This window comes from Catellatospora chokoriensis (assembly GCF_011297315.1).
Classification (GTDB): Bacteria; Actinomycetota; Actinomycetes; order Mycobacteriales; family Micromonosporaceae; genus Catellatospora; species Catellatospora citrea.
In genome coordinates, this window is record NZ_JAAOTI010000017.1 from 181,261 (window position 1) to 196,657 (window position 15,397).

17 protein-coding genes are annotated in these 15,397 nt (G+C 72.7%); 14 read left to right on the forward strand and 3 right to left on the reverse strand.

Annotation, left to right across the window (positions count from 1 at the left end; translation table 11 throughout):
* Positions 1–86 precede the first annotated feature (86 nt).
* From HAV39_RS25285 to HAV39_RS25295, 3 genes are all read left to right on the forward strand, one after another.
* Entirely contained in the window at positions 87–1,232 is a 1,146-nt protein-coding gene (locus tag HAV39_RS25285; RefSeq protein WP_191841636.1) for an FAD-dependent oxidoreductase, read from the forward strand.
* A gap of 142 nt (positions 1,233–1,374) precedes the next feature.
* Positions 1,375–2,823 (forward strand): aldehyde dehydrogenase family protein, encoded by a 1,449-nt coding sequence (locus tag HAV39_RS25290; RefSeq protein ID WP_191841637.1) that lies wholly within the window; start codon positions 1,375–1,377, stop codon positions 2,821–2,823.
* Between the two features lie 74 nt (positions 2,824–2,897).
* The gene (locus HAV39_RS25295; protein WP_191841638.1) at positions 2,898–3,422 is read left to right on the forward strand and encodes an RBBP9/YdeN family alpha/beta hydrolase; all 525 of its coding nucleotides are present in this window, start codon (positions 2,898–2,900) and stop codon (positions 3,420–3,422) included.
* Between the two features lie 259 nt (positions 3,423–3,681).
* Here HAV39_RS25295 and HAV39_RS25300 read toward each other — a convergent pair whose 3' ends face one another.
* Positions 3,682–4,323, reverse strand: a complete 642-nt coding sequence (locus HAV39_RS25300) for a TetR/AcrR family transcriptional regulator (protein WP_239120939.1) — start codon at positions 4,321–4,323, stop codon at positions 3,682–3,684.
* Positions 4,324–4,420: 97 nt separating this feature from the next.
* Here HAV39_RS25300 and HAV39_RS25305 point away from each other — a divergent pair, with 97 nt between their 5' ends.
* The gene (locus tag HAV39_RS25305; RefSeq protein ID WP_191841640.1) at positions 4,421–5,026 is read left to right on the forward strand and encodes a TIGR03086 family metal-binding protein; all 606 of its coding nucleotides are present in this window, start codon (positions 4,421–4,423) and stop codon (positions 5,024–5,026) included.
* A gap of 117 nt (positions 5,027–5,143) precedes the next feature.
* On the opposite strand, the gene HAV39_RS25310 is transcribed toward HAV39_RS25305, so the two are convergent.
* On the reverse strand, positions 5,144–5,626 hold the full coding sequence (locus tag HAV39_RS25310; RefSeq protein WP_191841641.1) for a TspO/MBR family protein: 483 nt from the start codon (positions 5,624–5,626) through the stop codon (positions 5,144–5,146).
* Positions 5,627–5,736: 110 nt separating this feature from the next.
* Between HAV39_RS25310 and HAV39_RS25315 the strand changes: the two genes are divergently transcribed.
* A complete protein-coding gene (locus HAV39_RS25315) occupies positions 5,737–6,303 on the forward strand; it encodes a dienelactone hydrolase family protein (RefSeq protein ID WP_191841642.1) in 567 nt (188 codons plus the stop codon).
* A 5-nt stretch (positions 6,304–6,308) separates the two neighbouring features.
* Here the strand turns inward: HAV39_RS25315 and HAV39_RS25320 are convergent, their stop codons facing one another.
* Complete coding sequence (locus HAV39_RS25320; RefSeq protein ID WP_191841643.1) at positions 6,309–6,590, reverse strand: Dabb family protein; 282 nt, start codon at positions 6,588–6,590, stop codon at positions 6,309–6,311.
* An 88-nt stretch (positions 6,591–6,678) separates the two neighbouring features.
* Here HAV39_RS25320 and HAV39_RS25325 point away from each other — a divergent pair, with 88 nt between their 5' ends.
* Genes HAV39_RS25325 through HAV39_RS25365 form a run of 9 tightly spaced genes read left to right on the forward strand, consistent with a single transcriptional unit; the run spans position 6,679 to position 15,244 of the window.
* Complete coding sequence (locus tag HAV39_RS25325; protein WP_191841644.1) at positions 6,679–8,334, forward strand: carbon-nitrogen hydrolase family protein; 1,656 nt, start codon at positions 6,679–6,681, stop codon at positions 8,332–8,334.
* A gap of 7 nt (positions 8,335–8,341) precedes the next feature.
* A complete protein-coding gene (locus HAV39_RS25330) occupies positions 8,342–9,142 on the forward strand; it encodes an oxidoreductase (RefSeq protein ID WP_191841645.1) in 801 nt (266 codons plus the stop codon).
* Positions 9,139–10,107, forward strand: coding sequence for an alpha/beta hydrolase family protein (locus tag HAV39_RS25335; protein ID WP_191841646.1), 969 nt, complete (start codon positions 9,139–9,141; stop codon positions 10,105–10,107). The genes HAV39_RS25330 and HAV39_RS25335 overlap by 4 nt, the downstream gene beginning before the upstream one ends.
* Positions 10,108–10,110: 3 nt before the next feature.
* Positions 10,111–11,313, forward strand: coding sequence for an aromatic ring-hydroxylating dioxygenase subunit alpha (locus HAV39_RS25340; protein WP_191841647.1), 1,203 nt, complete (start codon positions 10,111–10,113; stop codon positions 11,311–11,313).
* Positions 11,314–11,315: 2 nt separating this feature from the next.
* Complete coding sequence (locus HAV39_RS25345) at positions 11,316–12,023, forward strand: hypothetical protein (RefSeq protein WP_191841648.1); 708 nt, start codon at positions 11,316–11,318, stop codon at positions 12,021–12,023.
* Positions 12,016–12,966 carry a hypothetical protein gene (locus HAV39_RS25350; protein ID WP_191841649.1) on the forward strand — a complete coding sequence of 317 codons (951 nt, stop codon included), beginning with the start codon at positions 12,016–12,018 and terminating at the stop codon, positions 12,964–12,966. Before HAV39_RS25345 ends, HAV39_RS25350 begins: the two co-directional genes overlap by 8 nt.
* A gap of 43 nt (positions 12,967–13,009) precedes the next feature.
* Complete coding sequence (locus HAV39_RS25355) at positions 13,010–13,783, forward strand: SDR family oxidoreductase (RefSeq protein ID WP_191841650.1); 774 nt, start codon at positions 13,010–13,012, stop codon at positions 13,781–13,783.
* Positions 13,780–14,442: a hypothetical protein gene (locus HAV39_RS25360; RefSeq protein ID WP_191841651.1), complete on the forward strand. Its 663-nt coding sequence runs from the start codon at positions 13,780–13,782 to the stop codon at positions 14,440–14,442. Before HAV39_RS25355 ends, HAV39_RS25360 begins: the two co-directional genes overlap by 4 nt.
* Positions 14,443–14,500: 58 nt before the next feature.
* A complete protein-coding gene (locus HAV39_RS25365) occupies positions 14,501–15,244 on the forward strand; it encodes a maleate cis-trans isomerase family protein (RefSeq protein ID WP_191841652.1) in 744 nt (247 codons plus the stop codon).
* The last annotated feature ends 153 nt before the right edge of the window (positions 15,245–15,397 follow it).

Here is a 15,397-nt window from a genome sequence, read left to right on the forward strand (position 1 = left end):
TATGCCAACACAGGGCGAGGCGGCGTCACCCTGCGCTGTTCGCCGGACGCGCAGCGCCGCATGACCGGACGCCGGGAGGAGAGGGCATGAGCAGGATCGTCGTCGCCGGGGCGGGGCCGGTCGGGTTGACCGCCGCGCTGGCGTTGGCGCGGCAGGGCGTCGCGGTGACCGTGCTGGAGGCGGGCGACGAGCTGGCCGCCGAGTCACGGGCCTCGACGTTCCACCCGCCGACCCTGGAGATGCTGGCCGAGCTGGGCGTCGTCGACGCACTGCTGGCCCGAGGGCTGATCGCGCCGACGTTCGCCTACCGCGACCGGGCGGGCCACGTCGCCACGCTCGACCTGAGCGTGCTCGCCCGGGACACGCCCTACCCGTACCGCGTGCAGTGCGAGCAGTCGAAACTCACCCCGATCCTGCGGGCCGAGGTCGAAGCCGCCGGGGGCGTCATCCACTTCGGCTGGCCGGTGGCCGGTGTCGACCAGGTCGCCGACGGTGTGGTGGTCCGGGCCGCCGACGGCCGGATCGAGCGCGGCGGCTGGCTGATCGCCGCCGACGGGGCCCACTCGGCGGTGCGCCGCTCGCTCGGCGTGGAGTTCGCGGGTATCACCTACCCGGAGCGCTTCCTGGTCGCGTCGACCGATGAGGACCTACCGAGCCTGCTCGACGACCTGGCCGAGGTCAACTACGTGTTCGACCCGGTGGACTGGTCGGTGCTGCTGCGTACGCCGGATCACTGGCGGGTGCTGCTGCCGACGCCGGACGGCACGCCCGACCGTGACGAGCTGGACCGGCTCGACGGGCGGCTGCGGCAGGTCGCCGATCCCGGACGGCCGTGGCAGGTCGCCCATGCCAGCATCTACCGCGTACACCAGCGGGTGGCCGAGCGGTTCCAGGTCGGACGGGTCCTGCTGGCCGGGGACGCCGCGCACGTCAACAACCCGCTCGGCGGGCTGGGCATGAACTCGGGCATCCACGACGCGGTCGCGTACGCCCGCGCGCTGGTCACCGGCGACGGCGCGGTCCGGCTGGCGACCACGCAGCGGCGGCGCATCGCCCTGGAGTACGTGCAGACCGTCTCGCACCAGAACTACCAGCGCCTCACCGCGACCGATCCCGCCGCGCGCACCGCGTACCTGGACGAGGTCCGCGCCATCGCCGCCGACCGGGCCCGCTCCCGCGTCCACCTGCTGCGCGCCTGCATGATCTCCTCCCTGCGCCCGGTGCCCGCGTGAACGCCCCCGGCGCACGACCAGCCCCGCGCGCCGCCCACGGCGACCAGCCGGGCTCGCGGATCGCGCGCGGAGGACGGCCAGGCTCGCGGCTCACGCGCGGAAGACAGCCGGGCTCGCGGGTCGCTCGTGGCGGGGAGGTGGCATGAGCGGGCGGATCGCGCGCTACAACCCGGCGCGGGTGTACGAGCTGGTCGGCACCGTGCCCGTCGCGGACCCGACCCGGGTCGACGCCGTGGTGCGGGCCGCCGACGCGGCGCAGCGGGGCTGGGCGCGCACCGACGTCGCGGACCGGGTGGCCGCGCTGCGGGCCGCCGCCGACGCGGTCGAGCCGGACCTGCCCGTGCTGGCCGAGCTGCTGGCCCGCGAGTCGGGCAAGGTGCTGGCGGACTGCCGCGGCGAGCTCGGTTTCGCGCTGACGTTTCTGCGCTGGGTGGCCGACCGGGCCCCGCGAGTGCTCGCGGACACGGCGCTCGACGACGCGGCGGGACGGCTGCTGCTGCGCCGCCGCCCGTACGGCGTGGTCGCGGCGATCACCCCGTGGAACGCCCCGATCATCCTGTCCCTCCTGAAGATCGCCCCGGCGCTGGCGGCGGGCAACACGGTCGTGGTCAAGCCGTCGCCGCTCGCCCCGCTGGCCGTCGACCGCACGGTGCGGCTGCTCGCGTCGGCGCTGCCGGCCGCGGTGCTGCAGGTGCTGCACGGCGACGCCGAGGCGGGCGCCGCGCTGGTCGGGCACCCGCTGGTCGGCAAGGTCGCGTTCACCGGCGGCGCGGCGACGGCCCGGGTGGTCGCGGCGGCGGCCGCGGCGCAGACCACGCCGACCACGCTGGAGCTGGGCGGCAACGATCCGGTGCTGCTGCTCGCTGACGCCGACCTGTCCCCGGAACCGATGCGGCGGCTGGTCATGGCCTCGTTCGCGACCAGCGGGCAGGTGTGCATGGCAGCAAAGCGGCTGTACGTGCCCGCGGCCCGGCACGACGAGTTCGTCGCCGCATACCGGCAGGCCGCCGACGAGGTGCTGTGCCTGGGCGATCCGCTCGCCGCCGGGGTGAGCATGGGCCCGGTCGTGACCGCCGAGGCGGCGGCCCGGATCACCGGGCTGGTCGAGGACGCGGTCGCGCGCGGCGGGCGGGCGCTGCCGGTGGGCCGGGCCGATCCGGGCACCGACCTGCGGGCCGGGCATTTCGTCGCGCCGACGCTGGTCACCGGCGTGCCCGAGGACGCCGCGGTGGTCGCCGAGGAGCAGTTCGGGCCGACCGTGCCGCTGCTGTCCTACCGCGACGAGGACGACCTCGTGGCCCGTGCGAACGCGGGTGAGCTGGGGCTCGGCGCGTCGGTGTGGTCGGCCGACGAGGAGCGGGCGTTCGCCGTGGCACGGCGGTTGGAGGCCGGGTTCGTGTTCGTCAACACGCACAACCGCACCGGCATGTCGCTGCGCGCGCCGTTCGGCGGCGTGAAACGGTCCGGCTACGGCCGGGAGTACGGCGACGAGGGCATCGCCGAGTACGCGCAGACCTGCGTCGTGCACGCACCGGCCGCGTTCCGGGCGGGCGGCGCGGGCGCGGCGGCGAACGCGTACCCGTCGGCGTGACCGGTCTGCCACGGTCGTGACCAGGCACCGGCCCGGGCGGGCCGGCCGGGCGGGTCGCCGCTTACGCTGCCGGGATGACGAGCGTGCTGATCCTGCCCGGTTTCGAGAACTCCGGCCCGGCGCACTGGCAGACCCGGTGGGAGCAGGAGCTGGGATTCCAGCGGGTGGAGCAGGCCGACTGGTGCCACCCGCTCGTCGGCGACTGGGTCGACACGCTGGCCGCCGCGGTGGCGGCCGCGCCTGAGCCGGTGGTCCTGGTGGCGCACAGCCTCGGCTGCGTGACGGTGGCGCACTGGGTGGCCCGCGGCGGCGACACCGCCCGGGTGCGCGGCGCGCTGCTGGTGGCGCCCGCCGATGTGGACACCGCGGACGTTGCCGAGCTGGTGAACTTCCGGCCGGTGCCGCTCGTGCCGCTGCCCTTCCCGAGCATCCTCGTCGCCGGCGACGACGACCCGTGGGCGGCCCTGCCCCGCAGCGAGGCCTTCGCCCAGGCGTGGGGCTCCCGCCTGGTCGTGGTCCCCGGTGGCGGCCACCTGAACGCCGACTCCGGCCTCGGCTCCTGGCCCCAGGGCCAGTCCCTGCTCACCGACCTCCGCTGACTCCGACCCGGACACCGCAGATCACGACGCGCGTGCCGGACCGCACCACCAGGTCGCCGAACGCCGGACGGCGCGGCCGCGGGCGGCGTTGATCGCCCGACTCGCCTGGCACTCGTGCGCATCTTGAGCCCGAATACCCACATGTGCCAGGCAAGTCGAGCGACCTTGGTGTGCATTTGGACCGGGTCGGCGCGTCGGCCGGGTCGACGGCTGGACCGGGCCGTTGCGTGGACCGGGTCCGCGGGCGCGGCGGACCCGGTCAGGGGGTGCGCCAGCGCCAGTTGAGTTCGGCGGCGGTCGGGGCGGGGCCGGGCAGCGCGGTGCGGACGGGGTCGGCGGCGAGGCCGTCGAGCAGCAGCGCGAGGTGCCGGGCGCGCAGTTCGCGGGTGCGCGCCGGGTCGGGCACCCGGACCGCGGCGCAGCTCTCCAGCAGTAGCGTGATGTCCGCGAGCACGGCGTCGGGTCGCAGGCTGCCGTCGTCGAGCGCCCGCTGCACGAGTTGCGCCACCAGTTCCCCGGAGCGGCGGGCCGTCGCGCCCATCTCGGGGGTGGGTGTGAAGGTCCCGGCCAGGCGCACGGTGAGCGAGTGCACGTCGGCGTCGACGATCTCCCGCAGGAAGCCGGTCAGGCCACGCCACGGGTCCGGTTCGGCGAGCGCCGCCTGCGCCTGAGCCGTGAACAGCAGCAGCCCGTCGTGGCACAGCCGGCGCAGCAGCTCCTCCTTGCCGCTATAGCGGCGGTAGAGCGCGCTGATGCCGACTCCCGCGCGTTCGGCCACGGCCGCGATGGGGGCCTTCGGATCGGCGAGGAACACCTCCCGGGCCGCGTCGAGGATGACCGTGTCGTTGCGCGCCGCCTGCTGTTTTCGGCCCGACAGCGGGGCCGCGTCCGTCTCCGTCACCGGCTCAGGATAACAGTGGAACGGATCGTTCCGCTCTGCTATCCTGAAACGGAACGAGGCATTCCGTTCCGGAATTGCCGAGACGAAGGGCGGAGCCATGACCACCATCACTGGCACGAACGCAATCACCCTGCTCGGCGCGGCGCACAGCGCGCTGCGCGCGGCCGTGGCGGGGATCCCGGCCGACGGCTGGGACCTGCCGACGCCCTGCGAGCACTGGAACGTCACCCAGGTGCTGCAGCACGCGACCGGCGACCAGATCGGCTTCGCCGCGGCCATCACCGGCGGCCCGTGGCCGAGCGAGGACCCGTTCCAGCCCTCCGGCCGCATCGACGGCGACGCCGCCGCCCTGCTGGAGCAGGCCCTCACCGCGTCGGCGGCGGCCTTCGCGACCGTCGACGCCGACGCCGAGCAGGTGCCCGTGCCGCTGCCGCAGGGCCCGCTGCCGCTGTGGGTCGCCGCCGGCGCGTGCGCGCTCGACGCCGCGGTGCACGCCTGGGACATCGCCGTCGCCACCGGCCGGCCCTCGCCGCTCACCGCACCGGACGCCGAGCAGCTGCTCACGGTGGCGAAGCAGATCGTCGAGCCGCTGCGCGCCTACGGGGCGTACGCCCCCGAACTGCCCGTGCCCACCGACACCGACCCGACCACGGCACTGCTCGCCTACCTGGGCCGCCGCGCCGAGTGGACGCCGCAGGCCTGACCCGAACCTTCCGCAACTCTTAAGGAGTCGCGGCCTCGGCCCGTGCCGGTGGCCGCGACTCCTTAGGAGTTGCGGCCTTTGGCCGGCCCGGCGGGGCGGAGGGTGGCGGGTGGCGGTTCAGTTGAGTTGCCAGATGGCGAGGTTGAGGGCGGTGGCGAAGGTGACCCAGAGCCAGTAGGGCACGAGCAGCCACGCCGCGACGGCGGAGATCCGGTGGAAAAGCCACACCGTGACGCCGATGGCCAGCCACAGTGCCACGATGTCGGCGAACGCCAGGCCGCGTTGGCCGGCGCCGAAGAACAGCGGCGTCCAGATCGCGTTGAGGACCAGTTGTACGGCGTACACCCCCATGGCCGGTCCCCAGCCGGCCCGCCGCCAGACCAGCCAGCCCGCCACCGCGATCATCGCGTAGAGCACCGTCCAGACCGGCCCGAACAGCCAGGACGGCGGCGCCCAGCCGGGGCGGACCAGGGCCGCGTAGTCGTCGGCGGGTCGTGCCACCGCCAGCCCGCCGACCAGCGCCACCGCGAGCACCGCCGCGAAGAAGCCCGCCAGTGCCCACCACTGCGCTGCCGGACGTCGTGCCAGGTGAGCAGTCATGACTCCGCTATAGCCGAACCGACCGGCAGGGAAACGGCGTTTCGCGGTGTTGCGTCGATTCGCGGATCGGTGCCGCGCGCGGCGTCGGGGCGGCCTGTCAGGATGGGCGGATGGCCCACGTCCTGCTGTTCCACTCCGTCATCGGGCTGCGCCCGGCCGTGCTGACCGCAGCCGAACGCCTGCGGGCCGCGGGGCACACGGTGCTGACGCCCGACCTGTTCGACGGCGTCGTGGTGGACACCGTCGACGAGGGCTTCGCGCTGCTCAACGAGATCGGCCCGGAGGTGGTGCAGCAGCGTGCCCGGCAGGCGGCGGCGCACCTGCCCGGGGGTGGCGTGCTGGCCGGGCTGTCCATGGGCGCGAGCTTCGCGCAGGCCATCGCCGAGCGCGAGCCGCGGGTGGGCGGCCTGCTCCTGCTGCACGGCACCGCGGGCACGCCCCGCCGGATGCCGTCCGGCCTGGACGCCCAGCTGCACGTCGCCGAGCGCGACGAGTACGAGTCGGCCGACGCGATCATGGCGTGGGAGATGGCGATGGCCCGGCTGGGCACGCACCCGGAGGTGTTCACGTACGCGGGCGGGCACCTGTTCACCGATGACGCCTCACCCGACTACGACGCCGCGTCCAGCGAGCTGACCTGGGAACGCTGCCTGCGTTTCCTGGCCGCGCTGAGCTGAGCCCGTCAGCTGCCGAAGTCGACGACCACCCGGGCGGCCAGCCGCGGCCGCAGCCACTGCGCGAGCTCCAGATGCGCCGGGTGTTCCTGGTATCCGCGCAGGTCGGCCTCGTCCTCATGGGTCGTGATCAGGCACAGGTGCGCCGAGACCGGGGTGTGCAGCTCGTCCAGGTGCGCCTGGAGCGTTCGGACCTGCGGAACGGCCCCGACCAGCCCTTCCAAAAGATCCTTCGCCTTGGCAGCATCGTCTGCGTCGGTGAACGTCATCAGCACCACGTGAGAAAGCATCACGACCTCCGGTCGACCCCTGTTGTAAACGCCCCCGCAAGTGTAGTTTCGGGAAACAGCGTTTCGCTAGGGGAACCGGAGACACCACATGGCTCCAGTACGGGTTGCCGCGGTGCAGCTCGCGGCGTCGCAGGACGTCGACGCCAATCTCGCCGCCTGCCTGCGCCTGATCGACGAGGCCGCGGCACAGGGCGCGCGGCTGATCGTGCTGCCCGAGTTCTGCAACCACCTGTCCTACTACGCCGACCGGGCCGAGGCGCACCGCATCGCCACCCGGCCCGGTGACCCGTTCCTGAGCGCCGTCGCCGAGCGCGCCCGCAAGCACAAGGCGTACGTGAAGATCAACGTCACGCACGCGCACCCGGACGGGCGCACCGGCGGCACGAACTTCATGTTCGGCCCGGACGGCGCGGTGCTCGGCCAGTGCGACAAGCAGACGCTGATGGGCGCGGAGAACGACCACCTCGACCCGGCCGGCGAGGTCGGGCCGGTGCTGGACACCCCGCTCGGCCGCCTCGGCATGTACGCCTGCATGGAAGGCGTCATCAACGAGGTGGCCCGCGGGCTCGCCCTGCGCGGCGCGCAGGTGCTGCTGAACAGCCTCAACTCCTTCGCCACCGATGAGGCCAGCCTGCACATCCCGGTCCGCGCCGCAGAGAACAAGGTGTGGGTCGTCGCCGCCAACAAGGTCGGCCCGCTGCTGCCCGAGGAGCACCTGCCCCGGCTCAGCGCCGCGCTCGGCGTGCCCGCCGAGTGGCTGCACGGCGCGGGCGAGAGCCAGATCGTCGCCCCCGACGGCACGGTGGTGGCCAAGGGGCCGCGCACCGGCGAGGCCGTCGTGATCGCCGACATCGACCCGTCGCTCGCCGACGACAAGCGCCGCCCCGACGGCACCGACATCTTCGCCGCCCGCCGCCCGGAGCTCTACGCCCCCATCGCCGCCCCGCCGACCGGCCGCCGCCACGGATCCGGCGCGGAAACCCTGCCCGTCGCGGTCATCCGCGGCGACACCGCGACCGTCGTGCGCGAGACCGCCCGCGCCGCCGCAGCCGGCGCCCGCCTCATCGTCACCACCCAAACCGACCCGACCCTGCTGGCCGCTGCCCTCGACGGCACCAGCGCCCACGCGGTCACGGCGACGCCGACCGGCCCAGTCCTCGTCGACGCCAACGGCGAAGTCGCCCACCAACCCGTCCTCCACCCCCTTGATCACGACGATCTTGCGCGAACTGTTGCCGATACGCCGGAAACGCCCGTGTCATCCCCACAGTCCACGCAAGATCGTCGCGGCGAGGAGGGGGCGGTGCGGGTCGTGGGGTTGCCGTGGGGGCGGCTGGCCATGGTGGCGGGGGTGGACTCGATCTTTCCTGAGGTGTTTCGGCTGGCGGCGCTCGCTGATGCCGATGTGGTGGCGGTGCCGTTCGAGGCTGTGGAGCAGTGGGAGTTGAGCCTCGGGTTGGCGGAGCGGGCGGCGGAGAACCGGCTGAACGTGGTCGCCGTGGCGCCGGTCGAGCAGGACAGTGCGGTGTTCGCGTTGTCGCCTGATTTCACGTTGTGGACCGCTTGGCAGGGGCCCTTCACGGGGCGGATCAGTCATCCGGTCGTCACCACCGTGCCCGCCGGGCAGGTGTCGGGGCGGGCTGACGTCGCGCCGGCACAGGCCGCCAACCGGCAGGTGTCACGGCGGACGGACCTCGTCGACGGCCGCCCCTGGCGGCTCGTGCAAGCCCTCACAGAAAGGTAGACCGCCAGTGGCCGAGACCCTGCGGCACGTCGAGGACATGGTGGACAACTCCCCCGTCGTCGACGTGCACGAGACGTTCCACCTGTACCAGGAGCTGCTGGCCGAACTGAAGGCGAAGATCGACGCCCGGTTCGAGCTGCGGCGTGACCCGTCCACCCTGGAGCTGGAGTCGTACGGGCAGTACCCGGACGGGCCCGGCGGCTCGCTGGCCGCGTACAGCGGGCCGGAGGTCGACTGGATGGTGCACTCCTGGCTGGGCAACCCGTCGGCGAGTTTCGCCAACCTGCACCTGACCGTGTGGCTGGGCCCGCAGGTCAAGGTGCCGCACCTTGGCCTGGCCCTGCTGGTGTGGCCGGAGGGCTGGTTCTACCTCGACTCCGTGCCCCGGGTGAACCTGATCTCCGACGGCGCGTACTACGACAGCTACTACGCCCCGCTCGACGCCGACTGGCTGGCCCACCGCGCCGACCCCGAGTTCGAGTACTTCGTCAGCCGGGCCGGCTTCATCCGCGCCAGCCTGAGCCCGACGGCGTACTGCTACTCGTTCGGCCGCAGCGCGCGCAACCTCGACATCGTCCGCAAGCTCACCCACGAGCACGTGGACCGCTGGCTGCGCTGGGTCGACGAGGCCCCGCCGGTGCCGGAGCACGAGCGCGCCGCGCTGGCCGAGACCGACCTGCGCATGCGCCGCAACATCGCCGAGCGCGACCCGGCCAACGTGATGGGTGTGCGCTTCTTCGGCCAGGAGACCACGGACAAGCTGGTCCGCGGCCTGTGGGGCGGCAACCGGAAGCTGGCTCGGCCGTGAAGGTGATCCGCTCCGTCTGGTGGGCCACCACGATCCCGGGCCACGAGGCCCCGTTCGACACCGCGCACCTGCGCGTCTACTACCCGGCACGGCCGGACGGCTCGGACCGCGAACGCCTGTCCGGCGTGATGGCGGCCGACGCGGACGGCGCCCCGTACCCGGTGGCGGTGATCGTGTCCGGGGTCAACGTGGGCCAGGAGGCGTACCGCTGGCTGGCGGTGCGGCTGGCCGAGCAGGGCGTCGTCGCGGTGACCTACGACTGGGTCGGCACGCTGTTCGGCGGCCTGCACGGCATCACGCCGGGCGTGGACCTCGACGCGGCCCGGCCCGACGGCTACGGCAAGCGGCCCACCACGCCCTCGCTGCGTCCGGTGCTCGACGCCCTCGCGGCGATGACGGGGCCGGTCGCCGGACTGCTCGACCTGAACCGGGTCGCCCTGATCGGACACTCGGCGGGCGGCACGGTCGCGCTCCAGTCCGCACGGTTCGTGCCGGAGGTCAAGGCCGTGGCGACCTACGGCGCGCACACCATGGTCGCCACGATGCTGGGCTGGCCCGCGGGCACCGTGCTGCCGGCCCAGGCCGACTGCCCGGTGCTGCTGGTCGCGGGCACCAACGACGGCGTCATCAACGGTTCGGCGGACCGCTACGGCGAGGACGCGGCCACCCGCCGCGACCCGATCACCCGGACCTTCGACGAGGCGCTGCCCGACCGCGGCGGGGACAACGCGCTGGTACGCCTGGCCGGGGCGAACCACTTCGCGATCGTGCACCCGGTCGACCACACCGCCGCGCGCGCCTTCCTCGACCAGACCGCCGACGGCGACCCGACGGCCCACCGCGAACTGCTGGCCGGCCTGCTCGGCACGTTCTGCCGGATGCACCTGACCGGCGACCAGGCGTCGTATACCGAATGGGACAAACTCGCCGGCCACGGCGGCGTCGCGTCGATCCAGCGGAGGTAAGCCATGTTGAAGAACTTCTGGTACGCGGTCGAGTTCGCCGACCGGGTCACCGTCAAGCCGGCCCGGGTCACCGTGCTCGGCCAGCACCTGGCCCTCTACCGGACCCCGAAGGGCCGCCCGGTGGCGCTGTCCGACCTGTGCGTGCACCGCGGCGCGGCGCTGTCGGGCGGGTGGACCAAGGACGGCTGCATCGTCTGCCCGTATCACGGCTGGGAGTACGACGCCGACGGCCAGTGCACGAAGATCCCGGCGAACCTGCCCGGCCGCGCCATCCCGAGGAAGGCCCGCGTCGACTCGTACCCGGTGCAGGAGAAGTACGGCTTCGTCTGGGTGTTCATGGGCGACCTGCCGGAGTCCGAGCGCCCGCCGATCCCGGTCTGGCCGGAGTTCGACGACCTGAAGGAGAACGGCGGCCGCTTCCGGGCGGTGACCGGCGAGTTCCTCTGGAAGGCCAACTACGAGCGCATTCTGGAGAACGGCTGCGACATCGCGCACGCGCCGTTCGTGCACGCGGGCGCGTTCGGCAACCCGGAGCGCCCCGAGGTCGCCGAGTACGAGCTGGAGACCCCCGACGAGTGGTCGGCGTTCGCCACGGTGGACCTGTACCCGCCGCGGCCGAAGGGCATCTGGGCCGCGCTCAACCGCAACAGGGGCGACCTGAGCAACCGCCCGCCGGTGCGCACCTCCGCCGGCTGGATGCTGCCCAACATGATCAAGCTGCACGTGCGGCTGCCGATCGGCGAGCTGATCATCTACGACACCAACATCCCGGTCGACGAGACCACCACGCTGGTCAAATGGGTCGCGCTGCGCACCTTCTTCACCGGCAAGTGGGCCGACAAGAACGCGATCAATCGCACTCTGAAGATCTTCTACGAGGACGCGGAGGTCGTGAACAAGGTGCGGCCCGAGCTGCTGCCCTTCGACCTTGGCGCGGAGCTGCACATCAAGAGCGACCTGATCGCGGTGCACTACCGCCGCCGCCGCCAGGAGCTGGCCGAGAAGGGCTGGCTGCTGTCCGAGGAGGACAGCATCACCGGCGACGTGCCGCGCCGCACCGCGACCGTGATCGCGTCCCCGGCCCGCCGGGAGAACCCCGAGCTGGCCCGCGCCTGGGTGCACAAGGCCCGGGGCGAGCACCCGACCGTCCAGGCCGCCTGGGACGCGGCCGCCGCGGCCGAGTCCGATTCCACCCCTGAGGAGTGACCGTGAGCCTGCCCGCCGACCTGTGCGAGCGCACCCTGCAACGTATCCTCGCCCGCCACCCCGACCTGGTCGCGCAGGAGACGCCGCTGGCCGAGCTGACCAGCCCGATGTCGCCCGCCCCGGTCGGCTCGGTGCGCGTCTTCCGTGGCGAGGCCGTCGCCAAGGTCGTGTACGTCGGCCTGGTGGTCCCGATGATCCACCTGGACAGCCACATGATCTTCGCGTTCACGCCCGAGGACTCGGCCGTCCCCCACTTCACCCTCGACTCGGTGTACGGCGGCTCGTACCACGCCTTCCACCTGGACCTGATCCCCCGCGCCGACCTGGCCGCGAACCTGGCCTACCTGGACGCGGCGTTCCACCCGCTGACCCCGGTGTTCGAGGCCGCCTCGGCGACCGAGGGCCTTTCCCCCGCCGCGATCGGCCCCCGCCAGCGCGCCATCATGTCGCCGTGGATGCTGGTCAACCGGGCCACCGAGGAGGCGTTCGCGGGCATCGACACGTACGTGAACGCGTACGCCGACCACTGGTCGACGCTGGTCGAGAAGGGGCTGCCGAGCCTGGCCGGGGTCGACCTGGCGGCGCGGGACGCGGCGGTGCGCGCCAACATCTTCAGTCGCGACGTCGACCCGGTCTGGGCGCAGGTGTCCCGGCTGCTCGGCGACGAGACCACCGACGCGATCCGGGCCGAGCTGGTGGCCAATGGCTGAGCCCAGCGAGTGGCAGCGGCGCATCACCGGCGAGTGGCACGGCCGCCCGTCGCTGTTCGACGCCACCGGCACCTGGTGCGGCTACGAGGACATCCGCCGCAGCTCGGTCTTCGACGACGGCGTGACGACGTACTACATGGACGGCGGGCTGACCGGGGGCGGGCCGCTGGCCGGGCAGTTCCGGTTGGGCGCGCCGTTCGCGTTCGGGGTGCGGGACGCCGACGACGACCGGGTGTACACCGGGCCGGACTTCTACGGCACCGGCCAGCCCTACGGCTCGTTCGTGGACTCGCACTACTACGGCCCCGGCTGGCAGGTCGACCTCAACACCTGGAACCAGATCCTGCCCGACGGCCAGACCCAGGTGTACTCCTCCGTCCTCTACCAGGGCTGGTCGGTGGTCGGCTGCTTCAACGGCGTCTACACCCGCAGCACCGACCACGACGACGACCCCGCCACCCAGGCCCGGGTCACCGACTTCCTGGCGGCCGAGACACGCCGCGGCCCGGTCCCGCACATCATGCCCACCAAACAATCCGGGGCGTACGCGGGCAGCTGCGAACTCTGGGGTGCCGACCAGAAACCCCGCGGCACGGTCGACGTCCGCATCAGCCTCGAACCGGTCGACCTGCTGCACACCCGCCGCACCCTTACCTGGTCCGGGGCGCTGCACCGGACCGCCACGGCGTCGGCCCGGCGCGACGGCAACCGGCTGTTCCACGAGGGCCCCGACGCCTGGGGCAACGCGGTGGCCTTCGGCCGCGCCGCGTTCGGCTCCCTGCACTTCACCGACGTGACGAAGGTGAAGTACCGCGAGTTCATGATCGACGCCGAGCCCGGCATGTCCGCCGGGAAGCGGCTCGCCGTCGTCTACGAGATCTTCGACGGCAACGTGCTCGACGGCGTCCTGCACGGCCTGCTGGAGTGGGAGGACGCGGCATGAGCGCGCGGCACTCCGCGGTCGTGGCGACCCGGGCGGCGACGGCATGACCAAGGTGGTGGTCGTCACCGGCGGGACCCGGGGCATCGGGCTCGGGCTGGTGCGGGAACTCGCGGCGCGGGGCGCGCGGGTCGTCTACTGCGGACGGTCCGTCGACTCCGTCAAACGAGCCGAGGAGCAGGTGCCTCAGGCCTTCGGCGTGGTCGCCGACGTCACCGACCGGGCGGCCGTGCAGCGGCTGTGGGACGCGGCGGTCGAGCGGCACGGCCGGGTCGACATCTGGATCAACAACGCGGGCATGTCCCCGGCCCGCCGCAAGCTGTGGGAGCTGGACCCCGCCGCGCTGGACGCCACCGTGGACCTGAACCTGCGCGCCCTGCTGCACGCCAGTGCCGTCGTGCTGGCCGGGATGGCCGCCCAGGGCGCGGGCGCGCTGTGGAACATGGAGGGCTTCGGTTCCAACGGCATGCTGCGGCCCGGCCTCACCGTCTACGGCGCGACCAAGCGGGCCGTCACCTACACCACGGACAGCCTGGCCAAAGAGGTCGAGGGCACCGGGGTCACCGTGCACCACCTGTCGCCCGGCATGGTCGTCACCGACCTGCTCACGCACGACTACACACCTGAGGAACTGGCGCAGGCCAAGAAGATCTTCAACATCCTCGCGGACCGGGTGGAGACCGTGACCCCGTGGCTGGCCGAAAAGGTGCTGGCCGGGGCGAAGAACGGGGCCCGGGTGGCGTGGCTGACCCGGGGCAAGGCGTTCGTACGCTTCCTGACCGCGTTCCGCAAACGTGACGTGTTCGGGGAGGACGCGTGAACACCAACGACTACCCGGTGATCATGGCGCTGGAGGACTACGTCCCCACGCTGCTGGCACTGGCCGGGTTCTGGCTGCTCGGCGGGGCCTCCGCCGCGATCGACCGGCGGGTCGCCGCGATCGGCCGGGTCGGAGCCGTGCTGATCGGCCTGGGCGGGGTGGCGAAGTCCACCTGGAAGCTCGTCCTGTCCGCGTTCGGCTCGGACGTGCGCTGGCTGGAGCAGTCGCTGTTCCCGCTGATGGCGACCGGTGCACTGCTGGCGCTGTGGTCGCTGCACACGACACTGCGGGGGCGGCGCGCGCCGTGGTGGCCGTACGCCCTGGTGGGTGTGGGGGTCGCCGGGGCCGCGGTCGCGTCGGGCAGCGTGCAGCCGGCGTTCGTCGCGGCGACCACCGGGGTCACCGCGATCAGCGTGCTCGGCGCGGTGCTGGCCGGCCGCCGCCGGGCCTGGGGCGCGGTCGCGCTGTACGTGCTCGGCATCGTCGCGGTCACCTCGCTGGTGCCGCTGCGCAACCACCCGCAGCACGAGACGCTCGGCTTCCAGTGGCTGGAGCAGGGCACCAACACCCTCGCCCAGGCCGTCTTCCTGACCGCCGCCCTGCTCACCGTCCGCGCGGCGACCGCCGCCGCTACTCGTCCCGTGGAGGTGGCGGCATGAGCGAGCGAATCATGTCAACCGGCGTCCATGCCGGCAACGAGCGAAGCGAGGAGCGGGCATGACCGATGCACTCGGCTGGCGGCGCAAGTTCGGCGTCATCGCGCCGTCCACCAACACCATCGTCGAGCCGGACTTCTACTCGATGACCGTGCCGGGCGTGACCGCGCACTTCTCCCGCATCCACATCCGCAACCAGGACCTGTCCGACGACGCGAACTTCGAGCACCTGCTGGTGCAGATCCGCGACGAAATCGGCGCGGCCTGCGAACGGGTGCTCACCTGCGAGCCCGACTACATGGTCATGGGCATGTCGGCGGAGACGTTCTGGGGCGGCGTCGAGGGCAACCGCGAGTTCGTCCGCCAGATCAAGGCCATCACCGGCCTGGAGGTCGCCACCGGCGCCGAGGCCTGCGAGCGGGCCCTCAAGATCTACGGTGCCCGCCGCATCGGCGTCGTCACCCCCTACCAGCCCGTCGGCGACCAGAACGTGGTCAAGTTCTTCAGCGAGATCGGCTTCGAGGTCACCGCCATCGAGGGCCTCAAGTGCCCCACGGCGGTGGCCATCGCCCACGTCACCGAGAACGAACTCCGCGACGCGATCCGCAAGGTCGACGGCCCCGACGTCGACGCGATCGTCCAGTGCGGCACGAACCTGTCCATGGTCCGCCTGGCCGACGAGGCAGAGCGCTGGCTCGCCAAGCCGGTCATCGCCATCAACGCCGCCACCTGGTGGATGGCCCTACGCGACAACAACATCGCCGACAAAATCCACGGCGCCGGCTCCCTCCTCCGCGACCACTGACCAAGATCGCGACGATCTTGCGTGGACTGCGGGTACCACACGCCCTTTCCGGACATACCCCCAACAGTTCGCGCAAGATCGTCGCGATCTTGGGGTGGGGGGTTAGGGGTTAGGGGTTAGGGGCGGGTTGTCAGTGGTAGGGCTAGGCGTAGG